General features: G+C 50.4%; 17 protein-coding genes. 2 read left to right on the top strand and 15 right to left on the bottom strand.

Annotation, left to right across the window (positions count from 1 at the left end; translation table 11 throughout):
• Positions 1-2: 2 nt before the first annotated feature.
• From LA360_RS22365 to LA360_RS22315, 11 genes are all read right to left on the bottom strand, one after another.
• Positions 3-1,166 (bottom strand): phosphoglycerate dehydrogenase, encoded by a 1,164-nt coding sequence (locus LA360_RS22365; RefSeq protein ID WP_022201981.1) that lies wholly within the window; start codon positions 1,164-1,166, stop codon positions 3-5.
• A 35-nt stretch (positions 1,167-1,201) separates the two neighbouring features.
• Positions 1,202-2,287: a 3-phosphoserine/phosphohydroxythreonine transaminase gene (gene serC / locus LA360_RS22360; RefSeq protein WP_022201980.1), complete on the bottom strand. Its 1,086-nt coding sequence runs from the start codon at positions 2,285-2,287 to the stop codon at positions 1,202-1,204.
• 414 nt (positions 2,288-2,701) lie between these two features.
• A complete protein-coding gene (gene ilvB, locus LA360_RS22355; protein WP_002593165.1) occupies positions 2,702-4,384 on the bottom strand; it encodes a biosynthetic-type acetolactate synthase large subunit in 1,683 nt (560 codons plus the stop codon).
• A 90-nt stretch (positions 4,385-4,474) separates the two neighbouring features.
• The gene (gene ilvD / locus LA360_RS22350) at positions 4,475-6,139 is read right to left on the bottom strand and encodes a dihydroxy-acid dehydratase (RefSeq protein ID WP_112481571.1); all 1,665 of its coding nucleotides are present in this window, start codon (positions 6,137-6,139) and stop codon (positions 4,475-4,477) included.
• Between the two features lie 48 nt (positions 6,140-6,187).
• Entirely contained in the window at positions 6,188-7,273 is a 1,086-nt protein-coding gene (gene leuB / locus LA360_RS22345) for a 3-isopropylmalate dehydrogenase (RefSeq protein WP_022201979.1), read from the bottom strand.
• 160 nt (positions 7,274-7,433) lie between these two features.
• Positions 7,434-8,066 carry a GNAT family N-acetyltransferase gene (locus tag LA360_RS22340; RefSeq protein WP_002585964.1) on the bottom strand — a complete coding sequence of 211 codons (633 nt, stop codon included), beginning with the start codon at positions 8,064-8,066 and terminating at the stop codon, positions 7,434-7,436.
• Positions 8,067-8,073: 7 nt separating this feature from the next.
• Positions 8,074-10,173: a M28 family peptidase gene (locus LA360_RS22335; RefSeq protein WP_112481570.1), complete on the bottom strand. Its 2,100-nt coding sequence runs from the start codon at positions 10,171-10,173 to the stop codon at positions 8,074-8,076.
• A 77-nt stretch (positions 10,174-10,250) separates the two neighbouring features.
• On the bottom strand, positions 10,251-11,222 hold the full coding sequence (locus LA360_RS22330; protein ID WP_089775602.1) for an N-acetylmuramoyl-L-alanine amidase family protein: 972 nt from the start codon (positions 11,220-11,222) through the stop codon (positions 10,251-10,253).
• Positions 11,223-11,628: 406 nt separating this feature from the next.
• Entirely contained in the window at positions 11,629-11,868 is a 240-nt protein-coding gene (locus tag LA360_RS22325; protein ID WP_022201976.1) for a hypothetical protein, read from the bottom strand.
• A 109-nt stretch (positions 11,869-11,977) separates the two neighbouring features.
• Complete coding sequence (locus LA360_RS22320) at positions 11,978-12,784, bottom strand: helix-turn-helix transcriptional regulator (protein WP_022201975.1); 807 nt, start codon at positions 12,782-12,784, stop codon at positions 11,978-11,980.
• Positions 12,785-12,912: 128 nt separating this feature from the next.
• Positions 12,913-13,815 carry a LysR family transcriptional regulator gene (locus LA360_RS22315; RefSeq protein WP_022201974.1) on the bottom strand — a complete coding sequence of 301 codons (903 nt, stop codon included), beginning with the start codon at positions 13,813-13,815 and terminating at the stop codon, positions 12,913-12,915.
• Positions 13,816-13,920: 105 nt separating this feature from the next.
• On the opposite strand from LA360_RS22315, the gene LA360_RS22310 reads away from it, so the two are divergent.
• Positions 13,921-15,255 carry an MATE family efflux transporter gene (locus LA360_RS22310; RefSeq protein WP_112481569.1) on the top strand — a complete coding sequence of 445 codons (1,335 nt, stop codon included), beginning with the start codon at positions 13,921-13,923 and terminating at the stop codon, positions 15,253-15,255.
• Here LA360_RS22310 and LA360_RS22305 read toward each other — a convergent pair.
• The 4 genes from LA360_RS22305 to LA360_RS22290 all read right to left on the bottom strand — a co-directional run bounded on the left by LA360_RS22305 (position 15,233) and on the right by LA360_RS22290 (position 17,890).
• Positions 15,233-15,934 carry a hypothetical protein gene (locus LA360_RS22305; protein WP_022201972.1) on the bottom strand — a complete coding sequence of 234 codons (702 nt, stop codon included), beginning with the start codon at positions 15,932-15,934 and terminating at the stop codon, positions 15,233-15,235. The two genes, LA360_RS22310 and LA360_RS22305, sit on opposite strands and share 23 nt — an antisense overlap.
• A gap of 249 nt (positions 15,935-16,183) precedes the next feature.
• On the bottom strand, positions 16,184-16,801 hold the full coding sequence (locus tag LA360_RS22300) for a transposase (RefSeq protein ID WP_225537719.1): 618 nt from the start codon (positions 16,799-16,801) through the stop codon (positions 16,184-16,186).
• 137 nt (positions 16,802-16,938) lie between these two features.
• The gene (locus tag LA360_RS22295; RefSeq protein WP_089776580.1) at positions 16,939-17,433 is read right to left on the bottom strand and encodes a helix-turn-helix domain-containing protein; all 495 of its coding nucleotides are present in this window, start codon (positions 17,431-17,433) and stop codon (positions 16,939-16,941) included.
• Positions 17,434-17,506: 73 nt separating this feature from the next.
• Entirely contained in the window at positions 17,507-17,890 is a 384-nt protein-coding gene (locus LA360_RS22290) for a hypothetical protein (RefSeq protein WP_225537654.1), read from the bottom strand.
• Between the two features lie 720 nt (positions 17,891-18,610).
• Here LA360_RS22290 and LA360_RS22285 point away from each other — a divergent pair.
• Positions 18,611-18,817 (top strand): hypothetical protein, encoded by a 207-nt coding sequence (locus tag LA360_RS22285; protein ID WP_112481568.1) that lies wholly within the window; start codon positions 18,611-18,613, stop codon positions 18,815-18,817.
• The last annotated feature ends 16 nt before the right edge of the window (positions 18,818-18,833 follow it).

The following is an 18,833-nucleotide window of genomic DNA, read 5'->3' as shown; positions in this document are numbered from 1 at the left end:
GGTTACTTAACCACCCGCACCCTCAGCACGCCTTTAATGGCCCTGAGCTTCCGGATGGTGGAATCCTCTGCCTTGTGCTCCAAATCCAGCAGCGTATAGGCATACTTATCCCTGCTCTTATTGGTCATGTCGGAAATATTCATGCCCTGTTCAGCCAATATAGCCGTAATCTGTCCAATCATGTTGGGAATGTTCATATGAAGCACGGCCACGCGGCTCTCTGTCTGGCATATGCCCATGTCGCAGGACGGAAAATTGACGGAGTTCTTGATATTGCCATTCTCCAGGTAATCTGTCAGCTCCTTCACCGCCATCACCGCGCAGTTGTCCTCGGACTCCTTTGTGGAAGCGCCCAGATGGGGAAGCAGGATAACCCTCTCCATGTTTGCAACCTTTGGATTGGGAAAATCGCTGACATAGTAGCGCACCTTTCCGGCATCCAGAGCTGCCGCCATATCATCGTCATTGACCAGGGTATCCCTGGAGAAGTTGAGGATTACCACCCCGTCCTTCATGATAGCCAGTTTTTCCTTGTTAATCATTCCTCTGGTGGAATCCATAAGCGGCACATGGATGGTGATATAATCACATTTCTGGAAAATGATGTCCGCGTTGGTGATATGCTTTACGTTCCTGGACAGTCTCCAGGCCGCATTAATGGAAATATATGGGTCATACCCGTATACCTCCATTCCCAGATGGGTGGCTGCGTTGGCAACCTCAGCGCCGATGGCTCCCAGGCCGATAACACCCAGCTTCTTGCCCTTAATCTCGCAGCCTGCAAATGCCTTCTTGCTCTTCTCTGTGTCCTTGGTGATGTTGTCGTCCTCCGCATTGGCCTTGCACCACTCAATACCGCCCACGATATCCCGGGAAGCCATGAGCATACCCGCAATCACCAGCTCCTTTACGCCGTTGGCATTGGCTCCCGGCGTATTGAATACAACGATGCCCTTCTGCGCGCAGGAATCCAGCGGAATGTTATTGACACCGGCTCCCGCCCGGCCCACAGCCAGCAGGTTTTCCGGAAGTTCCATATCGTGCATGGAAGCGCTTCGCACCAGGACGGCGTCAGCGTCCGCCACGTTGTCTGTCATCTCATATCCGGCCGGAAACAGCTCCGTGCCGCACTTCGCAATGGGGTTCAAGCAATGAATTTTTTTCATAATAATCCAACTCTCCTCTATATGTCCAAAGACTTTTATTTCCTGTGCTTCTTCTCGAAGTCAGCCATGAATTCCACCAGTTTCTCAACACCCTCCGCAGGCATTGCATTGTAAATGCTGGCACGCATGCCGCCCACGGTTCTGTGTCCCTTCAGATTCTCAAAGCCCGCTGCCTTTGACTCCTTCACAAACAGGGCGTCCAGTTCCTCATCACCTGTCACGAACGGCACGTTCATCAGTGAGCGGTCCTTCTTAACCACAGTACCCTTAAATAACTGGCTTGCATCCAGGAAATCATAGAGGATCTCAGCCTTCTTTTCATTGTATTCCTTCATGGCTGCCAATCCGCCTCTGGCCTTCAGCCACTTAAACACCTTTCCGCACATGTATATACCGTATGTAGGCGGGGTATTGTACAGTGACTCTGCGTCCGCATGGGTCTTATAGCGGAGCATGGTAGGTGTCCCGGGCAGCACATCCTCTGTCACCAGGTCCTCCCTCACAATGACAATGACGGTTCCGGCCGGTCCCACGTTCTTCTGGGCGCCTGCAAAAATCAGGCCGTACTTTGTCACATCCACGGGCTCGGACAGAAAGCATGAGGACTGGTCAGCTACCAGAAGCTTTCCCTTTGTGTCGGGAAGGGTCCAGTACTTGGTGCCGTAAATGGTGTTGTTCTCACAGATGTACACATAGTCCGCGTCCTCGGATACAGGCAGGTCGGAGCAGTCCGGAATATAGCTGAAGGTCTTGTCAGCGCTGGATGCAATGGCATTGGCCTTTCCATAAATGGAGCCTTCCTGAAAGGCCTTCTTAGCCCACTGTCCGGTAAGGATGTAATCCGCCACCTTGTTCTTCATCAGGTTCATGGGCACCATGGCAAACTGCTGGGACGCGCCCCCCTGAAGGAACAGCACCTTATAGTTATCCGGAATATGTAAAAGATCCCGCAGGTCTGATTCAGCTTCCTTGATGATGGTGTCATAAGCCTTAGATCGATGACTCATCTCCATCACTGACATTCCTGTTCCCCTGTAATCCAGCATCTCTGCTGCGGCTTCCTTCAGGACGTCCTCCGGCAAAACGGCCGGTCCGGCTGAAAAATTGTAAACTCTGCTCATCTTGTTCTCCTCCTTTAAATGGTTGTACTTGCTGCACATATCCTCTTTAATATATATATACAGAGGACTCCTCCATATGCGGAACCCGGCACAATACAATGCCATACCGCATACAGAGAAGTCGCCTGACTGTATACTCCATCGTATATCTGTCCCACCTGGCCCAGAGCGTGTCTGAAAATTGCTTTCTGATACGCTCTAGTATAACTCGATTTAAATAAGCTTACAATTTAAGCATTGGTAGTAATCTGATTTCTTGGCTTACGTGTCCGTGCTTTGGGCGCACGTTTCCCTTGGTTTTCAGGATAATAATGTAAACTTATTAAAATCGAGTTATACTAGCATGCATTCTGTTGCTTTATCGTGCTAATCCGATAACGCAGCCAAGATATTAAAGACTACTATACACTGTTTTTAATTAATTTTCAAGTCCGTATCGTCAAAAGCATCCGCAATGGGCGCTCCCGGCGATACCATGGGGAATACCTTATCATCGCAGCTGATCTGACAGTCAATGACCACAGGAATGTTTAAGGAGATGGCTTCGCGGAGCACCGGCTCCAGCTCCTCCTTCTGCGTCACACGGTAAGCCTTGGCTCCCATGGCCTCTGCTATCTTCACAAAATCCACCGAATCATTCAGTATGGTCTGGGAATAACGCTTGCCGTAGAACAGGGTCTGCCACTGGCGTACCATGCCCAGCACATGATTGTTTACAATGACCTCCACCACAGGGATATTATACCGGGTGGCCGTGGCGATCTCGTTCATGTTCATGCGGAAGCAGCCGTCGCCTGCAATGTTGATAACCGTCTTATCCCTGCATCCCATCTTCGCGCCGATGGCAGCGCCCAGGCCGTATCCCATGGTTCCCAGTCCTCCCGAAGTAAGAAGGGTGCGGGGCTGGCGGTACTGGTAGTACTGAGCCGCCCACATCTGGTGCTGCCCCACCTCAGTGACAATGACAGCGTCCCCGCCCGTCACCTCGTTGATGGTCTGTACGATAAATGGACCTGTGAGCACGTTCTTATCATAGCGCAGCGGGTACATATCCTTCATACGCTCAATATGGGCAATCCACTCGTCGTGATTCACCGGGTCCAGCCTGGCATTGAGCTTGCGAAGGATGACCTTCACGTCGCCGATGATGCTGGCGTCCACCTTGATATTCTTGTTAATCTCCGCCGGATCAATATCCAGCTGGAGAATCTTTGCGTTCTTTGCAAATTTAGACGCGTTGCCGGTCACACGGTCGCTGAACCTGGCCCCCACCACAATCAGCAGGTCGGCCTCGGTTATGCCGAAGTTGGAGGTCTTGGTACCGTGCATGCCCACCATGCCTGTGTACAGCTCGTCAGCCCCGTCAAAAGCGCCCTTTCCCATCAGGCTGTCCGCCACCGGCGCCTGAATCTTATGGGCAAATGCCCTCAGCTCGTCGGACGCGTTGGACAGCACAGCGCCGCCGCCCACAAAGATAAACGGTTTTGCCGCCTTGCGGATCATCTCCACGGCCCGGTCCATATCCTGCTCTGTAATGGTATCGCTCTGGCGCACGACTTCCTCCGGAACCTGCTTCTCATATTCACAGAGCGCGGCCGTCACATCCTTGGTGATATCCACCAGCACAGGGCCGGGACGTCCTGTCTGCGCTATGGTAAACGCCCTGCGGATGACCGTTGCCAGACGGCTTACATCCTTTACAATGAAATTATACTTTGTAATGGGCATGGTCACGCCCGTAATGTCGATTTCCTGGAAACTGTCCTTGCCCAGCAGGCTGTTGGTCACGTTGCAGGTGATGGCCACCACCGGCACGGAATCCATATAAGCGGTAGCGATGCCTGTCACCAGATTGGTAGCACCCGGGCCGGATGTGGCCAGACACACGCCCACCTTGCCGGTGGCCCTTGCGTAGCCGTCGGCTGCATGGGAAGCCCCCTGCTCGTGAGATGTCAGGATATGGGTGATTTCATCCCGGTGCTGGTACAATGCATCATATATATTCAGGATAGCGCCGCCCGGATAACCAAATACGGTGTCCACACCCTGTTCCTTCAAACACGCAACTACAATCTCTGCCCCCGTCAATTTGCTCATATCTGCACTCCTTTTCTCCATGTTATTTCATGATGCGCGGCCCTTACCGCTGCCGCCAGACGGCCCGGCAATGCCCGCAGGCCCCGGAACCTACTTTACCTGCAGCACAGCTCCCCTCTCGGCGGAGGTAACCAGGGACGCGTATCTGGCCAGATAACCCGTGGTGACCTGCGGTGTACGCGGCTGCCACCTGGCCTTCCTGGCCGCCATCTCCTCGTCAGATACCAGCACGTTCAGCTTATGGTTGTCAATATCAATGGAGATAATATCCCCTTCCTCCACCAGGGCAATGGGGCCGCCCACTGCTGCCTCCGGTGAGGCATGGCCGATGGAAGCGCCTCTGGAAGCGCCGGAGAAACGTCCGTCTGTAATCAGGGCCACCGTGGACCCCAGTCCCATACCGGCAATGGCAGAAGTAGGATTGAGCATCTCTCTCATGCCCGGGCCTCCCTTAGGTCCTTCGTAACGGATGACCACCACATCTCCGGCCACAATCCTGCCGCCCTTGATGGCATCAATGGCATCCTCCTCGCAGTCAAATACCCTGGCCGGTCCCTCATGCTTTAACATTTCAGGCGCAACAGCGGAGCGTTTCACCACTGCGGAGTCGGGGGCCAGATTGCCCTTTAATATGGCAATGCCGCCGGTCTGGCTGTATGGGTTCTCCACCGGACGGATAACCTCCGGGTTCTTGTTGACACAATCCTTTATGTTTTCCCCCACGGTCCTGCCCGTGACAGTCATGCAGTTCAGATTCAAAAGTCCCTTCTTGCTGATTTCCTTCATTACCGCATAGATTCCCCCGGCCTCGTTCAAATCCTCTATGTAGGTGGGACCTGCCGGCGCCAGATGGCACAGGTTGGGAGTCCTTGCGCTGATTTCGTTGGCAATATCCACGTTCAGCTCCACGCCCGCCTCATGGGCAATGGCAGGAAGGTGAAGCATGCTGTTGGTGGAGCATCCCAGCGCCATATCCATAGTCAGGGCGTTCATGAATGCCTCTTTTGTCATGATATCCCTTGGGCGTATGTTCTTCTCGTACATCTCCATCACCTTCATGCCGGCATGTTTGGCCAGCTTGATGCGCTCGGAGTAAACAGCCGGGATCGTGCCGTTTCCCCTGAGTCCCATGCCCAGGACCTCGGTCAGGCAGTTCATGCTGTTAGCCGTATACATACCGGAACAGGAACCGCAGGTAGGACACGCCTTATTTTCAAACTCCTTCACATCCTCCTCGGACATATTGCCTGCCGCGTAAGCGCCCACTGCCTCAAACATACTGGAAAGGCTGGTTTTATGCCCCTTCACATGACCGGCCAGCATGGGGCCGCCGCTGACAAACACCGTGGGCACATTAATCCTGGCCGCCGCCATCAGAAGTCCGGGAACATTCTTATCACAGTTGGGAACCATTACCAGCGCGTCGAACTGATGGGCCAGCGCCATACACTCCGTGGAATCCGCAATCAAATCCCTGGTCACCAGGGAATACTTCATGCCGATATGTCCCATGGCAATACCGTCGCAGACAGCAATGGCCGGGAACACCACCGGGGTGCCGCCGGCCATGGCAACGCCCAGCTTCACGGCATCCACAATCTTATCCAGGTTCATATGGCCCGGAACTATCTCATTATAGGAACTAACAATACCCACCAGAGGCTTTCTCATCTCTTCCTCTGTCATACCAAGAGCATTAAACAGGGACCTGTGGGGCGCCTGCTGCATACCTGTCTTAACTGCATCACTTTTCATGTCGTATCCCCTTTCATCTAATCCGGACAGGAATCCGTCCGGTCTTCATCATCCAATCCGTTGCGCAATCAAATCACCCATTTTACAGGTGCCTACCCTGACGCATCCCTCCGACATAATGTCCCCGGTGCGGTATCCTTCGGTCAGAACAGCCTGTACAGCATTCTCGATGGCGTCCGCCTCCCGGTCCAAATCAAAGGAATAGCGCAGCAGCATGGCTGCTGAGAGAATGGTGGCAATGGGATTGGCCATATCCTTTCCCGCTATATCGGGAGCAGAGCCGTGGCTGGGCTCATAGAGGCCGAATTTGCTCTCATTCATGCTGGCCGAGGACAGCATTCCGATAGAGCCGGTAATCATGCTGGCTTCATCCGAAAGGATGTCCCCAAACATATTCTCCGTGAGAATCACGTCAAACTGACCGGGATTCATGACCAGCTGCATGGCACAATTGTCCACCAGCATGTGGGACAGCTCCACTTCCGGGTAATCCCCGGCAACTTCCTCCACCACCTTCCTCCACAGTCTGGAGGAATCAAGGACATTGGCCTTATCCACGCTGGTTACTTTCTTCCTGCGCTTCATGGCAATGTCAAAGGCCTTAACGGCAATCCTTCTGATTTCCTTTTCATTATATGCAAGTGTGTCCACGGCTGTCATGACGCCGTCCACTTCCCTTGTATACCTGTCCCCAAAATAAAGACCGCCGGTAAGCTCCCTCATAATCACCATATCAAAGCCGTCCCCGATGATCTCCTTTTTCAGAGGGCATGCCTCAGCCAATTCCTTATAAAGATAAGCCGGCCTGATGTTAGCAAAGAGCCCCAGTCCCTTGCGGATAGCCAAAAGTCCCGCTTCCGGCCTGAGATTGGGAGCCACATCATACCACCGTGAGTTTCCCACATCTCCGCCCACGGCCCCCAGAAGCACCGCATCGCTCTTTCCGGCTGTCTCCAGGGCTTCCTCTGTAAGCGGAACCCCATAGGCGTCAATGGAGCATCCCCCCATCAGAATCTCGGTATAATCAAACGAATGGCCGTACACCCTTCCCACCTGGTCCAGCACCTTCCTGGCCTCTCTCACAATCTCCGGTCCAATCCCATCACCTGGAATCACAGTCACATTATAATCCATAATGCATATCTCCCCTATCTTCTATTCTTTATAGTTATATCTATCCACAATAATACGATTTCTTTCAATCATATATCATTTGAAAAGGTATTTCAACCTTTCCGGCAGAATTTCGCCATAGTGAAATATACAAGTTTGGAATTATTATCATGACTGAAAGTTATGCCTCTCTTACCAGACAATACTGTCTCAACGCAAAATGCTTTTCCATCACGCCAAAAACCTTAAATCCAAAATGCTCATACAGGGGCACATTATCCGGATTATGGGTTTCCAGCGATATCATGAGCTTGTGCTGGTCAGCATAACGGATGACCTCTCCCAACAGCAGGGCCGCCAGGCCGTGGTGCTGCATCTCCGGCCGGACAGCCAGGTAGATAATGTGTATCCGTTCTGTCTGGTGAAGCTGGGCCGTCCATCTGGAGTTGAGGTAATCCTTGCCCAGCATGAACTTCCACAGGGTCTTAAGACTGGGATCCTCCTTAATCAGGAACTCATCGGTCCTGAGAGAAGCCCATGCCTCTGCCAGATAATAGGTCAGCGGGTTATATGGCTCGGTTTCGTCGGAAACAACCAGCAGGGAATTCATCTCCGGGCTGTCTGAGTATATCTCGCAGGTCTCATAGAATTCTGTCAGGTCACAGGCAAACAGCTCCGGCAAGAGCCTTTTCCTTATCTCCTCATCCGGGATCAGTTTGCAGTATAATGGGTCGTGTTCAAAACACCCGGTCAGCAGTTTCTCCAATCTGGGCAGGTCCTCCTCCTTGACCCGGTATAATTGTCGGCTTTCCATCTCTCATTTATTCCTCCTGTATCTTACTCTCATCTGTATCTAAATCCTTTTTTATGTTAAAAGCCCATTGCCCGGCCTGACGGATTGCCTCCAGAAGTTTGCCGGCGGATGCCATCATGTACCGGATATCATCCTCATAGCAGCAAAGCTGGTTTTCCCTCGCCCTGACAAGGACCTCATATTCTTCCTGGGTATCCGGGTTTTCTTCTCCCGCCTTGGCTTTCAGCCTCTCAACCAGTCCAAACAGGTTCTGGTGATGGACAATCCTTCCAGCCCCCCATTTAAGCCGGTCGGCAGGCTGGTTCAGGACGTATTCCGTAAAATAGGTATAGACCTCCTCCTCAAACAAAAACGCGTAGCGGTTGTTGTCTATGGTATAGACCGCCTCCAGAGCCCCGGTCAGGTCATGATTTTCAAGACAGGCAATGGCCCTGTCCATGGCCCTTACATTTTCCTGGACCGCCTGCTGGGGAAAGAGCACATCGTCGTGCCAGCTCAGCCTGACAAAATAATCCTGTTCCTTTTTAAAGATTCGCAGAAGTTCCCGGTTAAACGGCCGGCACCCCGCTGCCAGTTTAACGGCTTTCTCTTCCTCGCCGCGGTCCAGAAACCGTCCGTATATCCTGTTTATCTCCCTTATTTTTCCATAAAGGGCTTCTCCTGCTTCGATTCCCTTGTCCAGAACCACACGCAGCCCCGGCAGGTCGGCTCCTGCCCCGCGGCAGGCGCTGCTGTCAATACTGGCCTCTGCTCCCTCAAACAGTCTTGCAAAATTCATGGGCACTGCGGCTGTCCTGTCAAAAGCCAGGACAAGGCCGGCGTACATCTCATGGTGGAAGCGGTACACCGGTTCCTGGTAAAAGTTTTCATTGTCATACTGGGAATGGTAATGGGTCTCCATGAATTCGCCTGCGCTGAAATCATTGACCATGGACGGAATCCCTCCGATGGCCATGGAAAAATCATCCGACCAAGTCTGTATGGGGCTCAGCACTTCCACTCCCTCCGGATATGGCTGGCAGGTAAAAAAACCGGCTGGCAAACCGGTTATAAATTCCCCCAGGAAATCCGCGTACTCATACACGCACCGCACAGCATCCTTCCTGCCATGGGCATGGGCAGGCAGTTCAAAGTTCAGGTCCGCAATCACCTTTCCCGCCCAGTCAGGCCTGGCCGTAAACACCTGCTCATATGCGCCGGCGGACCAGTCGTATTTGGAATTCACCACGCCCCACTCCTCCGCAGCCATGGCGCAGAACACAAGTGTCTTTCTGGGCTTATATCCTGACCGAAGCACGGCTCTGGCTATGCCCAGCATCATGGCCACCGCGGCATTGTCGTCCTGGAATCCGCTGAAATAGGAGTCGTAATGGGCCGACAGCAGAATCATTCCTTCTTCTGTCCCCGGTATGGTTCCTATGATATTATACGTCTCCTGATCCTTAAGCACCGTGGATGAGGCGTCCAGACGCACCCGCACCTGATTTTCCTCCCCCATGGCCGCCTTCAGCACACCAGCGTCCGCCCGGGACATGGAAAAGGCTGGGGCGTCAGCGGGCCCTGCTATGTCCTGGGCGTTAAGGGCCGTGTCGCTTATCTCCCCATACCCCTGCTCCTGGACAGCAATCAGGGCAGCCGCCCCTTTGAGCCGGGCCTGGTATACGGGAAAATTGATCCACCACTCATCTCTCTGGTTGATATCAATGAGAACCAGCTTTCCGGCCACATCCGCCTGGCTGTAATCTGCCGCCGTCCCCTTTCCCAGGTATACCAGGCTGAATTCCCGGAATCCGCCGGTATGAAAGTCGGTCTGGTAAGCGCCCAATTGAAACTCGTGCTCCCTGCCCCGGCTGTCCGTAAAAAGCATGACCGCCTTCTCAAACTCCCAGCTGTCCACGGATATTCTGTCCTTATGTACGTCCGCAAGCCCCAGGGACTCCATTTCCCGGACCAGCATCCCGCCTGTCTCAAGCTCCGCCCTTGACCCGGCAGTTCTGTATCCCAGCACAGGATTGGTACGGTACTGTTCCATCCGTTTGGCCAAGTCATAGGAATATCCTGTGTCTGTTTCCCCGCAGATTTTCTTTCTCCACTCTTCCTCATTCATGACACATCACCTCAAAAATAGCTGTAGGAGTACATTCCTATACTCCTACAGCAGACTATCTTCCATGTTCAGTTGTGTTACTGGTTTATCTTTGCACCGTCTTCCCCTACCCAGAAGGAATCCGGCGTCAGACAGTTGGTCAGCATCTCGCCGTTGTCGGAGCAGTAGTATTCTTTACCGTCCCACTGTACCCATCCGGTCACCATATATCCCTGTGCGTCAAAGAAATACCACTTACCGCCTATCTGCTGCCAGCTGTTGGCCGGATAGCTGCCGTCCGCATTGCGGTACCACCATCTGCCGTTCTCCGGGGTCTGTGCCCATTCTCCGTTTCCTCCCGTGGGGTTCTCCCTGAACCGGGCCGCCTTTTCCTCCGGTATGTAGGTGCTGGGAGATTCCGCCCAGTCTCCTTTTTCCTTGGCGTCGAATTTGCTTACGGGCCTCACTCTGACCGTGTAGGCCGTATCGCCCTTCTGCAGGCGCTCGCGGCAGTTGCATGTATTGGTACCCACTGTCATGACAGCGCCCACTGCCTTGTCGTCCCTGTACACACGCACCTCATAGCTGCCCGCTGCCGGTATGGCGTCCCAGGCGGCTATGCCGTCTTCTGTGAGAACCACATTGTTCAAAGCATGAAGGGAGGTATTCAGGGCCTGGAGCTCCACTTCCATCAGCAGGGTGGTGCTGGAATCCTCCCGCTTGGAATTCTTGAACTCTGCTCCGCCTTTTATGGTCACCTTATCCTTTGGAAGGGACTGGAAATAATAATCATCGTTGGCTGTGAGGGTAATCTGGATTCTGGGTATGGTGTCCTCCCTCCATTCCACATCGTCATTCAGGATTTCATAGCCGTCCACAGAGTACTTGTTGCTGCTGGTCTCAATCTCTATGAGCTCGTCTCCGAAATCCGTATCCGGCTTTATCTCTGCTTTTATGGTCAGGTTTATGGACTTAATGGGTTTGCGGCTGGCGCCGTATGCAGGAAACACCATCAGAGCAGCCAGTACTCCTGCCGCAGCCATCATTAATCTCCGCTTCATGTGCAGCATATTATGATTCCTCCTTTTCCGTTCCTGGTATAACCCTACTTTATCCAGTTTTGCCTGCTGTGTCAATATACATTTCCTTAAGATTCTCTGGCTTAAGATTCTCTGGCTGAAAATTCTCCTTCGGCATCCGGAACACCAGATAGGAGACCCAGGCACCATGTCCAATCAGCCTTGGGTCAAGGGTCCGATGGCCGTTGGCTATCCTCCTGATGAAAAAACAGGCCGTTTAATTCCCAGTTTCCTTGCGTATCAATGGTGACGCCCAGGATACCGGCTGCCTCCTTTCTTGTATACACCGCCTGGCCCCAGCGAAAAACTCCAATGCCTTCGACTGGCTAAAGCCAGAACAAAAACCAGCCTGTTCCGGCTGGTTTCATACCAATTTTTCTAACCCAGGCTCAGCGCCTTAAATCTCGCTGATATAATAATACACAATGCATATATAATCCTCGGGCTTCTGGAAATCCAGCTTCAGGGCCAGGCTTGCGTGGTTCTCCCTGAATTGGTCCCATAACACCTTCTGGGCGGCGTATGACTTATTGAGATCTCGCCACTTTCCGTCTGGAAAAATGGCATTGACCGCACCGACGCACCGGTTTACAATCTGCAGAAATCCATTCATATCCAATATATTAAGTTTTATCACAATCCAACACCTCCCGGAATATGCAGCCCCTTTCATGACCGTGGGAAAAAGGCGCTATCCCTTATTCCTACTATCATTATAGTGTATCATATTCCCTGAAGATATCGAATTACTGCCATCTTGTGTCACTATTCTGCCACTTCAGCCGATACTCTTTAGGGCTGCATCCCATGCAGCTTCGGAACACCTTGCCAAAGTAGCTGCTGCTTCCCAGGCCGCACGTCTGGCATATGCTGGTAATGGGTTCGTTTCCCTCAGACAGCATCCAGCACGCCCGCTGTAAACGGCAGCTGGTCACATACTCTACCGGAGTCATGTTCAGACAGTCCCGAAACGCCCGGAAGCACTCCCGCTCACTGATGAATGCGGATGCTGCAATCTCCTTCACCGACAGCTTATCCCCGCAGTGCTTGTGGATGAAGGCCAGCATTATTTTTATTTTCTGACTTGACCGGCTGTTGTATTTGGAGCCTTTCTCCATGGTCTCCGCCATGGCAAGAAGGCTGCACCATATCTCAGACAGAGCCGCCCGCAAACGTATTTCATAGCCATAGCCGCCCTCTGATATCCGAAAAGACTGCCGAAGGGCTTCCAAAACAGGTACGTGGGACGGCTGATCCGGATATAGCCCGATTATCTCCACATGGGAAGCGGTCATAAGGGGCGAGACGTATTTCCGGTCAATGATGCTGCCGCTCTGTCCGCTGATCAGCAGCGGGTTAAAAATATGAAGGAGGGAGGCAACTGCCCCGTCCCCGTCCTTTGCCCTGGACATATGAAGTACATTTGAATTCACAAAGCCCCCTGAGCCAGCCGTAAAAGCAGTCTTTCCCTGAGGCGTTTCATATTCCAGGCCGCCCTGCTCCAAGTAAAACAGCTCCGCTTGTTTAAGCTCTACCTTACGGATTATCTTCATATCAGCCTCCTGTTCCAGGACCTCATTTATGGGTGTCTATGCTCTCCAGGAATATCCGGACCTCCCGATATTCCCGTCCCATCAGTTCCTTCGCATTGCAGTTATTTACCAAACCTATACTCCACGGATTAATCAGGCGCTCCTGACAGATAGGAGGTCACCTGTGGTATTGTCTCCAGCTTTTTATGAAGGAGCTTTAAAAAAAGGGAGACGGTCTCCGTCTGCTTGCACGTTTTTTTCAGATAATATATAATCCGGTCCGGCGGCGGCGAGGACAGGTAGTGAATCGAGACATGGCTGCCAACGATTTTATCCGCCACGGACGCAGGGACAATAGCCCAGGTATCTTTCCAGAGCAGGGCATGTTCCAGCAAATCCATCTGATCCAGCGATACTTCGAATTCCGGCCTGGAGCGGAACCAGTAATCATGCCATGCATCGTACTCAGGGTTCCACGGAAGCAGGATTTCCTGACTGGGTTTCAGCATAGCAGGAGAAACCGAGTCAGGATAATTGCAACTGTTGTTTGCAACGAAGACCATTGGCTCAAAAAAGGCGGGAATCGTCTCCACATTCTTATAATACATATGGTCCGAAATAAAAGCGATGTCAATCAGCCCACTGTCTATATACTGATAGGCTTCATAGGAATGGTAGTTGTGAAAGCAGATGCTCACTTGAGGATACTGCTGTGAGAATTGTTCAAAAACATCCGGCAGAATATAACTGCTCACGCTTCCCACAGAGGACAGATTTAGGATTCTGGGGCTGTTAAGCCGTTTGATTTCCTGGGCTTCCTGCCATACGCCAAGCCATTTGTGGGCGACAGCAATGAATGCTTCTCCCTGCTTTGTCAGGACAATATTCCGCTTTCCCCTGTTTCGTTCAAATAACGGATATCCCAGTTCTGCTTCTAAGACTTTGATTCTCCGGCTGAGTGCCGGCTGGGTCACATACAAATTCTGCGCGGCACAGGATATGGAGCCGGCCTTCAGTATCTCAAAAAATGCTTCAATTTCCAGATGAGTCATGGTTCTTTCCCTCATATTATAAAGTTTGATTTATATATTATCGCAAAATATGGCATTTTACAACTATTTTTCTTTGCGGTAAACTGTTATGCGGAGGTAACAACGATGAATCTGACTGATGACTTAACAAACGGCATTATCTGGAAACAGTTGACTGCCCTGGCCCTGCCTTTGATATGGGGAAATATCCTGCAGCAGATGTATAACACCATTGATTCCTTTGTAGTGGGGCATTATATCGGAGAAACCGCCTTTGCAGCCGCGGGCGTTGCAGGCAGTGTCATGAACTTGTCTCTTTTTGTCATAAGCGGGTGCTGTAACGGGATTGCGATTATCATAGCGGAATTGTATGGACAAAAGAACTGGGATTTATTAAGGAAAGAAAGCTTTCTATCGCTTGCATTCGGGGGCGGCTTTACGATCATGCTGAGTATGTGCGGGATGCTGGCCTTGCAGCCTTTACTCAGAGGCATACAGACACCGGCAGAGGTTGCGGGGTTTGTACAGGAGTATCTGAGGATTATCTATTTGGGGCTGCCTGCGGTATTTCTTTATAACTGGTGTGCGGCCGTACTGCGCGGGGCAGGCGATACGGGAGCATCCCTTTGGATTCTCTTGCTTGCTATGGGGTTAAACACCATTCTTGACTTCCTCTTTGTCCTTTCCTTTGGCTTGGGGATGGCCGGCACTGCGTATGCTACCGTGGTTTCGCAGTTGTTCGCTGCTTTTATATGCCTGGGATATATGAAAAAACAGACTCCGAAACTGCTGTTTCATGCGAGAGATGTCTCTTTCCATTTTCCATTGTTTATGAGAACAATCATGTTGGGAACGATCTCTGCGCTCCATCAGTCAAGCCTCTATATCGGGAAACTGCTGGTACAGGGAGCCGTAAATACCGGCGGAACCGGAATGATATCCGCCTACACCGCCACGGCGCGGATCGAAGGGTTTGCCAATTCCTTCGGAGACAGCGGCTGTACGGCAATTTCAATCTTCACGGCACAAAACCGCGGAGCCCACAAAAGAGTGAGGATAAGGCAGGGATTTTTGTGTGGATTACGGATGATGGCGGGCCTGGGGCTGGTATTGTCCATAACTATGTTTTTGACATCAGGACCTGCTGTGATCTTGTTGATGGGGGCGGCATCTGGTCCGGTTTTAAACCATGCCAGGTCTTATATGAACGTGATATCCGTCTTTTATGTCCTCTGCTTCCTTGGCAATTCCTTTGTGGGCTTTTATCGCGGGCTTGGCATGGTACAGATTCCGGTCTTTGGTACCATCCTGCATATTTCGATCCGCGTAATTCTGTCCTATGTGTTGATCAGGCATTGGGGGCTGGCGGCGGTTGCTTTTGCTACCGGAGCCGGATGGGCAGCGGTGGTGCTGTTCCAGTGGATACTGTACCGGAGAGTTACCACCGAGCCGGAAGCTTGACAATTCGCTGCACCGTATTCGCTTCATCCAGCCAGACTAGCAGCTTGTTAGATTCTGAGATGATGCGGAAAGAGGAGAGTTCATTCATACCGTAGGATATGACGGGACAGTCTTTGGGAACCTGGTAAACGGTACCTGATGAAGAGACCAGGCACCAGCTTTCATCTTCCTGCCGCTCAAAGGCATCTGTGAGGATATAATCCGGGGCGCTGACACCTTCTGGCATTTGGCTGATGATAATCTCGGCCGTGGTCTGGGGAGGCAGGCTTTCGGCCACCGTAGTCCGGATATCGGCATAAATCACATCCCCGGCCTTGATATCAGACAGCTCTGCCCGAAAGCCGCTCTCCCCGTTTACGAAACGGGTGTCATAGACGGAAGTGTGTAAAAGAATCTCTCCGCAATAAGTTTCCTCAGACTGGCTTTCTACCAGGATTTTCTCATCTTCTACTTCTTTTACGATTGCCCGGATGCGCATGGTTTCCGTCTGCTCCGCTTCTATGCCGGGACCGTATGCTTCTTCAGCGCGGGTTTCGGAAACCAGAAGAACCGAAGACTGTGCCATGGCAATCCCCGAGTTTAAGATGGACATAATCCCTGTGCAGCAGAAAATAAAACCCAACTTTCTCTTAAACGTGTTTCCTGGCGGGAACCAATCAATACTTCGTTTATTCTTCATGACAGTCTCCTTTGTGAGTGATTTCTTTTTCCTGAACAGTTTCAATAAGGCAAATCTCTGCACCCATGAAAAACCGGGGCGCGGTAGCTATCTGGTAGCTGACGCATCCCGGCTCTTCATAAAGAAACCCTAACATCCACTTGACTTAATTATCTTTCGAACTTCACGAATTCTTCGAATAACAGCAGTTTCACTTTGTTCATAATGTCTTTGAAGTGTACTAGTACAGCATTGCTTAAATATCAGTGATTAAATTACTAATGGTATCCCGGCATATGTCCACTTAAATGGGTGTGCTGTAAGATTGTATTGTTCAATAAAGCGCAGGATGCTTGCTTCCAGTTCTTCTATTGATAGGTAGCTTTTCCGCTTCAGCAGCTTCCGGTTAATGATGCCAAACCATATCTCAATCTGGTTCATCCAGGAACTGTGTTTCGGAGTATAGACAAAGCGGATCCGGTGGGAAGGGTCATGCAGGAAATCCGCTCGGCTTTCCATACTTTTAAGGATCCCTGTTTTCCCTTTTTTGCCCAGTTCCACGCCAAGGGCACAGGCTTCTGCCACAAAGCGGACAAGGGCTTCCGATTTATGGGTGTTTAGGCCATCGCATATAAATGTCCATGGGGCTTGCGGGTCTGTCCCTACCAATGCTTTCACGGCTTCCACAAAATCCTCTTCTGTGCGTGTGGAGTTTAAATACGGCATTTCCATACGGCCCGTTGCAACATCAAAGAACCCGATGAGGCTGGTCGTGCCATGGCGGATATACTCAAACTCCATTTTGGCGCACTGGCCGGGTAATGGGAGCTTGTCAGGATATTTATGTTCCAGCGCTTGTACCCCGGTCATTTCATCCGTGGAAACAATGTGTGCACCTTCCCGGCTTTGTTCCTGGGCACTCTGGTACAGGCCGCAGATTTCGTTTACTTTCCGCGCAAAAGATTCCGGGGCTTCCGTCTTTTCCGAAGAATGAAGCCAGTAACGGATTTTGTGGGGATGTAAATCTACCTCATTTTTAAAAAACGGCTGACAGATTTCTCAGAAATCTGTTCAGCGATCCCCTGCTTTTTAATTTCTGCCACTAACAGCGGGAGACTCCACTGGCTTACTTCGTACCCAAAATCATTTGGGCTGCTGCAGGCAAGGTCGATGATCCGCATGATCTGGTCCGGCGTAAAAACAGACGGGGCACCGGGGCGTTTTTTATCGGACAGGACTGCCCGTATCTCATCTTCAAGCTTTTTCGGGTCGTCCATTTCAATCCTCCGCAAGGCTGGGAGCGCCGCGAGGAACCGACTGCGCCAGGTGGCAACATTATTATAATGAAGCCCGACCTGTGGTGCAATATTCTGGTTGAGTTCCCCCTGTGACGCAAGCAGGACAATGCTGGCTCTTTTGACCAGTCCTGACGGAAGGGAGCGGCTTTTTGAAAAAGCAGATAATATGTTTTTCATGGCATCAGATAAAACCGGGATAGTATCAATTGTTTTCCTTCGCATAATAACCCATCCATTCTTTAGTGATAGAATTATTATGCACCGACTACAATAAAAAAGCAACGTCTATTCATTATTATTTTGGCAATGCTGTACTAGTTCTTTGCTCTTCGTGACTGTTGGTTTTTCCTTTCTTTTTTCTAAAAAAACACTCATCCACTTTGTTGCCATACCCAACATCAAATATATAATGAATAATCTCATGAATATACGCAAATTTATGTTTTTTTAGTTCTTTTCTCAGTCTAATTAGACCATAATAATTGCTGTCATCAATTGGAATGAGTTCTGCCTCGTTATCATCAGCCATATTTGTAACATATTCAACTTTTAGCCCTAATTTCTCGGACAAATCCTCATCATCAGCACTTAATTTTAACAAATATAACTTACTATTTCTTAGAGTATTTTCCATCTCTTCCATTTCTGCAACAGTAAAGTCTTTTTTTCTCCAAAGCATAACTTCACCCCTATTCAATATGCTTAGACTAGCCATGGGCTAATCAAAACCGCCCTTTTTACTCGATTATATATTTCAAAAGTCAAAAAAGACCACAAACAAACAGTAAAATAGGGGCAACATAAGGAAGTATCGTATTATTATTTCCAACGCTGAGGGTTGCAAAAAAAATTGCAAGGAAATCAAATATCAGTCGAATAACAAGCTTTGCATTTTGGGGAGAGTGTCCATTATATCTTCCATATGTATCATACGCACCAGCCAACGAAATAGATATAAACGGAAATGTATAACTCCAAAACGTATAACCATCTGTAAATAGTACAAAAAAACTGAAACAGCAGGAATAATTACCAAAGCAACAAAGCCCGCTAATGCATCTCTATAGTTTCTAAATATATTTGTTTCTTCTGCTAACCAATAGTTTCTAATTACCCGTTTCAGCATCTTCACCATCGCACAACCTTTAGTATAACTTTATTTTTATCTTTTATCCTTGAAACTACATCCCACATTGCATTTTACATATAAAAATAAACCTGCACCAAATACGCAGGTACCTTTCTACTTCAACAGGATTTACTTGTATGCCTATTATCTTCCGCACCCATATTATTATATTAACATTATATCATGTACTCTGCAGTCTGTCAAACCTTTGGATACGAACGGGTAGCGTCAATTTACTTTCGGGTTACAGTTCACAGGACATGTATTCTGTTGGAAAACAGGGCGCCGCGGGCGGAGCGTCAGCGCGATGCTGCGCTGGATAAAGCAACGGAACAACGCCATCATCTATACGAAGCTGAAACGGAACTCGAAGAAGAAAAAGGAAAGAATCTGCGGTTAATGACCCAGTTCTGTAAGGATTCCGAAAATTCTTCCCTGCCGTTGGAAATTATAAAAGCCTATAAGAAGTTACAATAAGTAAAAAAATGCCCCA

Origin of the sequence: Enterocloster clostridioformis (assembly GCF_020297485.1) — a bacterium.
GTDB classification, from domain to species: domain Bacteria; phylum Bacillota; class Clostridia; order Lachnospirales; family Lachnospiraceae; genus Enterocloster; species Enterocloster clostridioformis.
The sequence above is the reverse complement of the archived record's forward strand: the minus strand, read 5'-3'. Positions and strand labels throughout refer to the sequence as shown.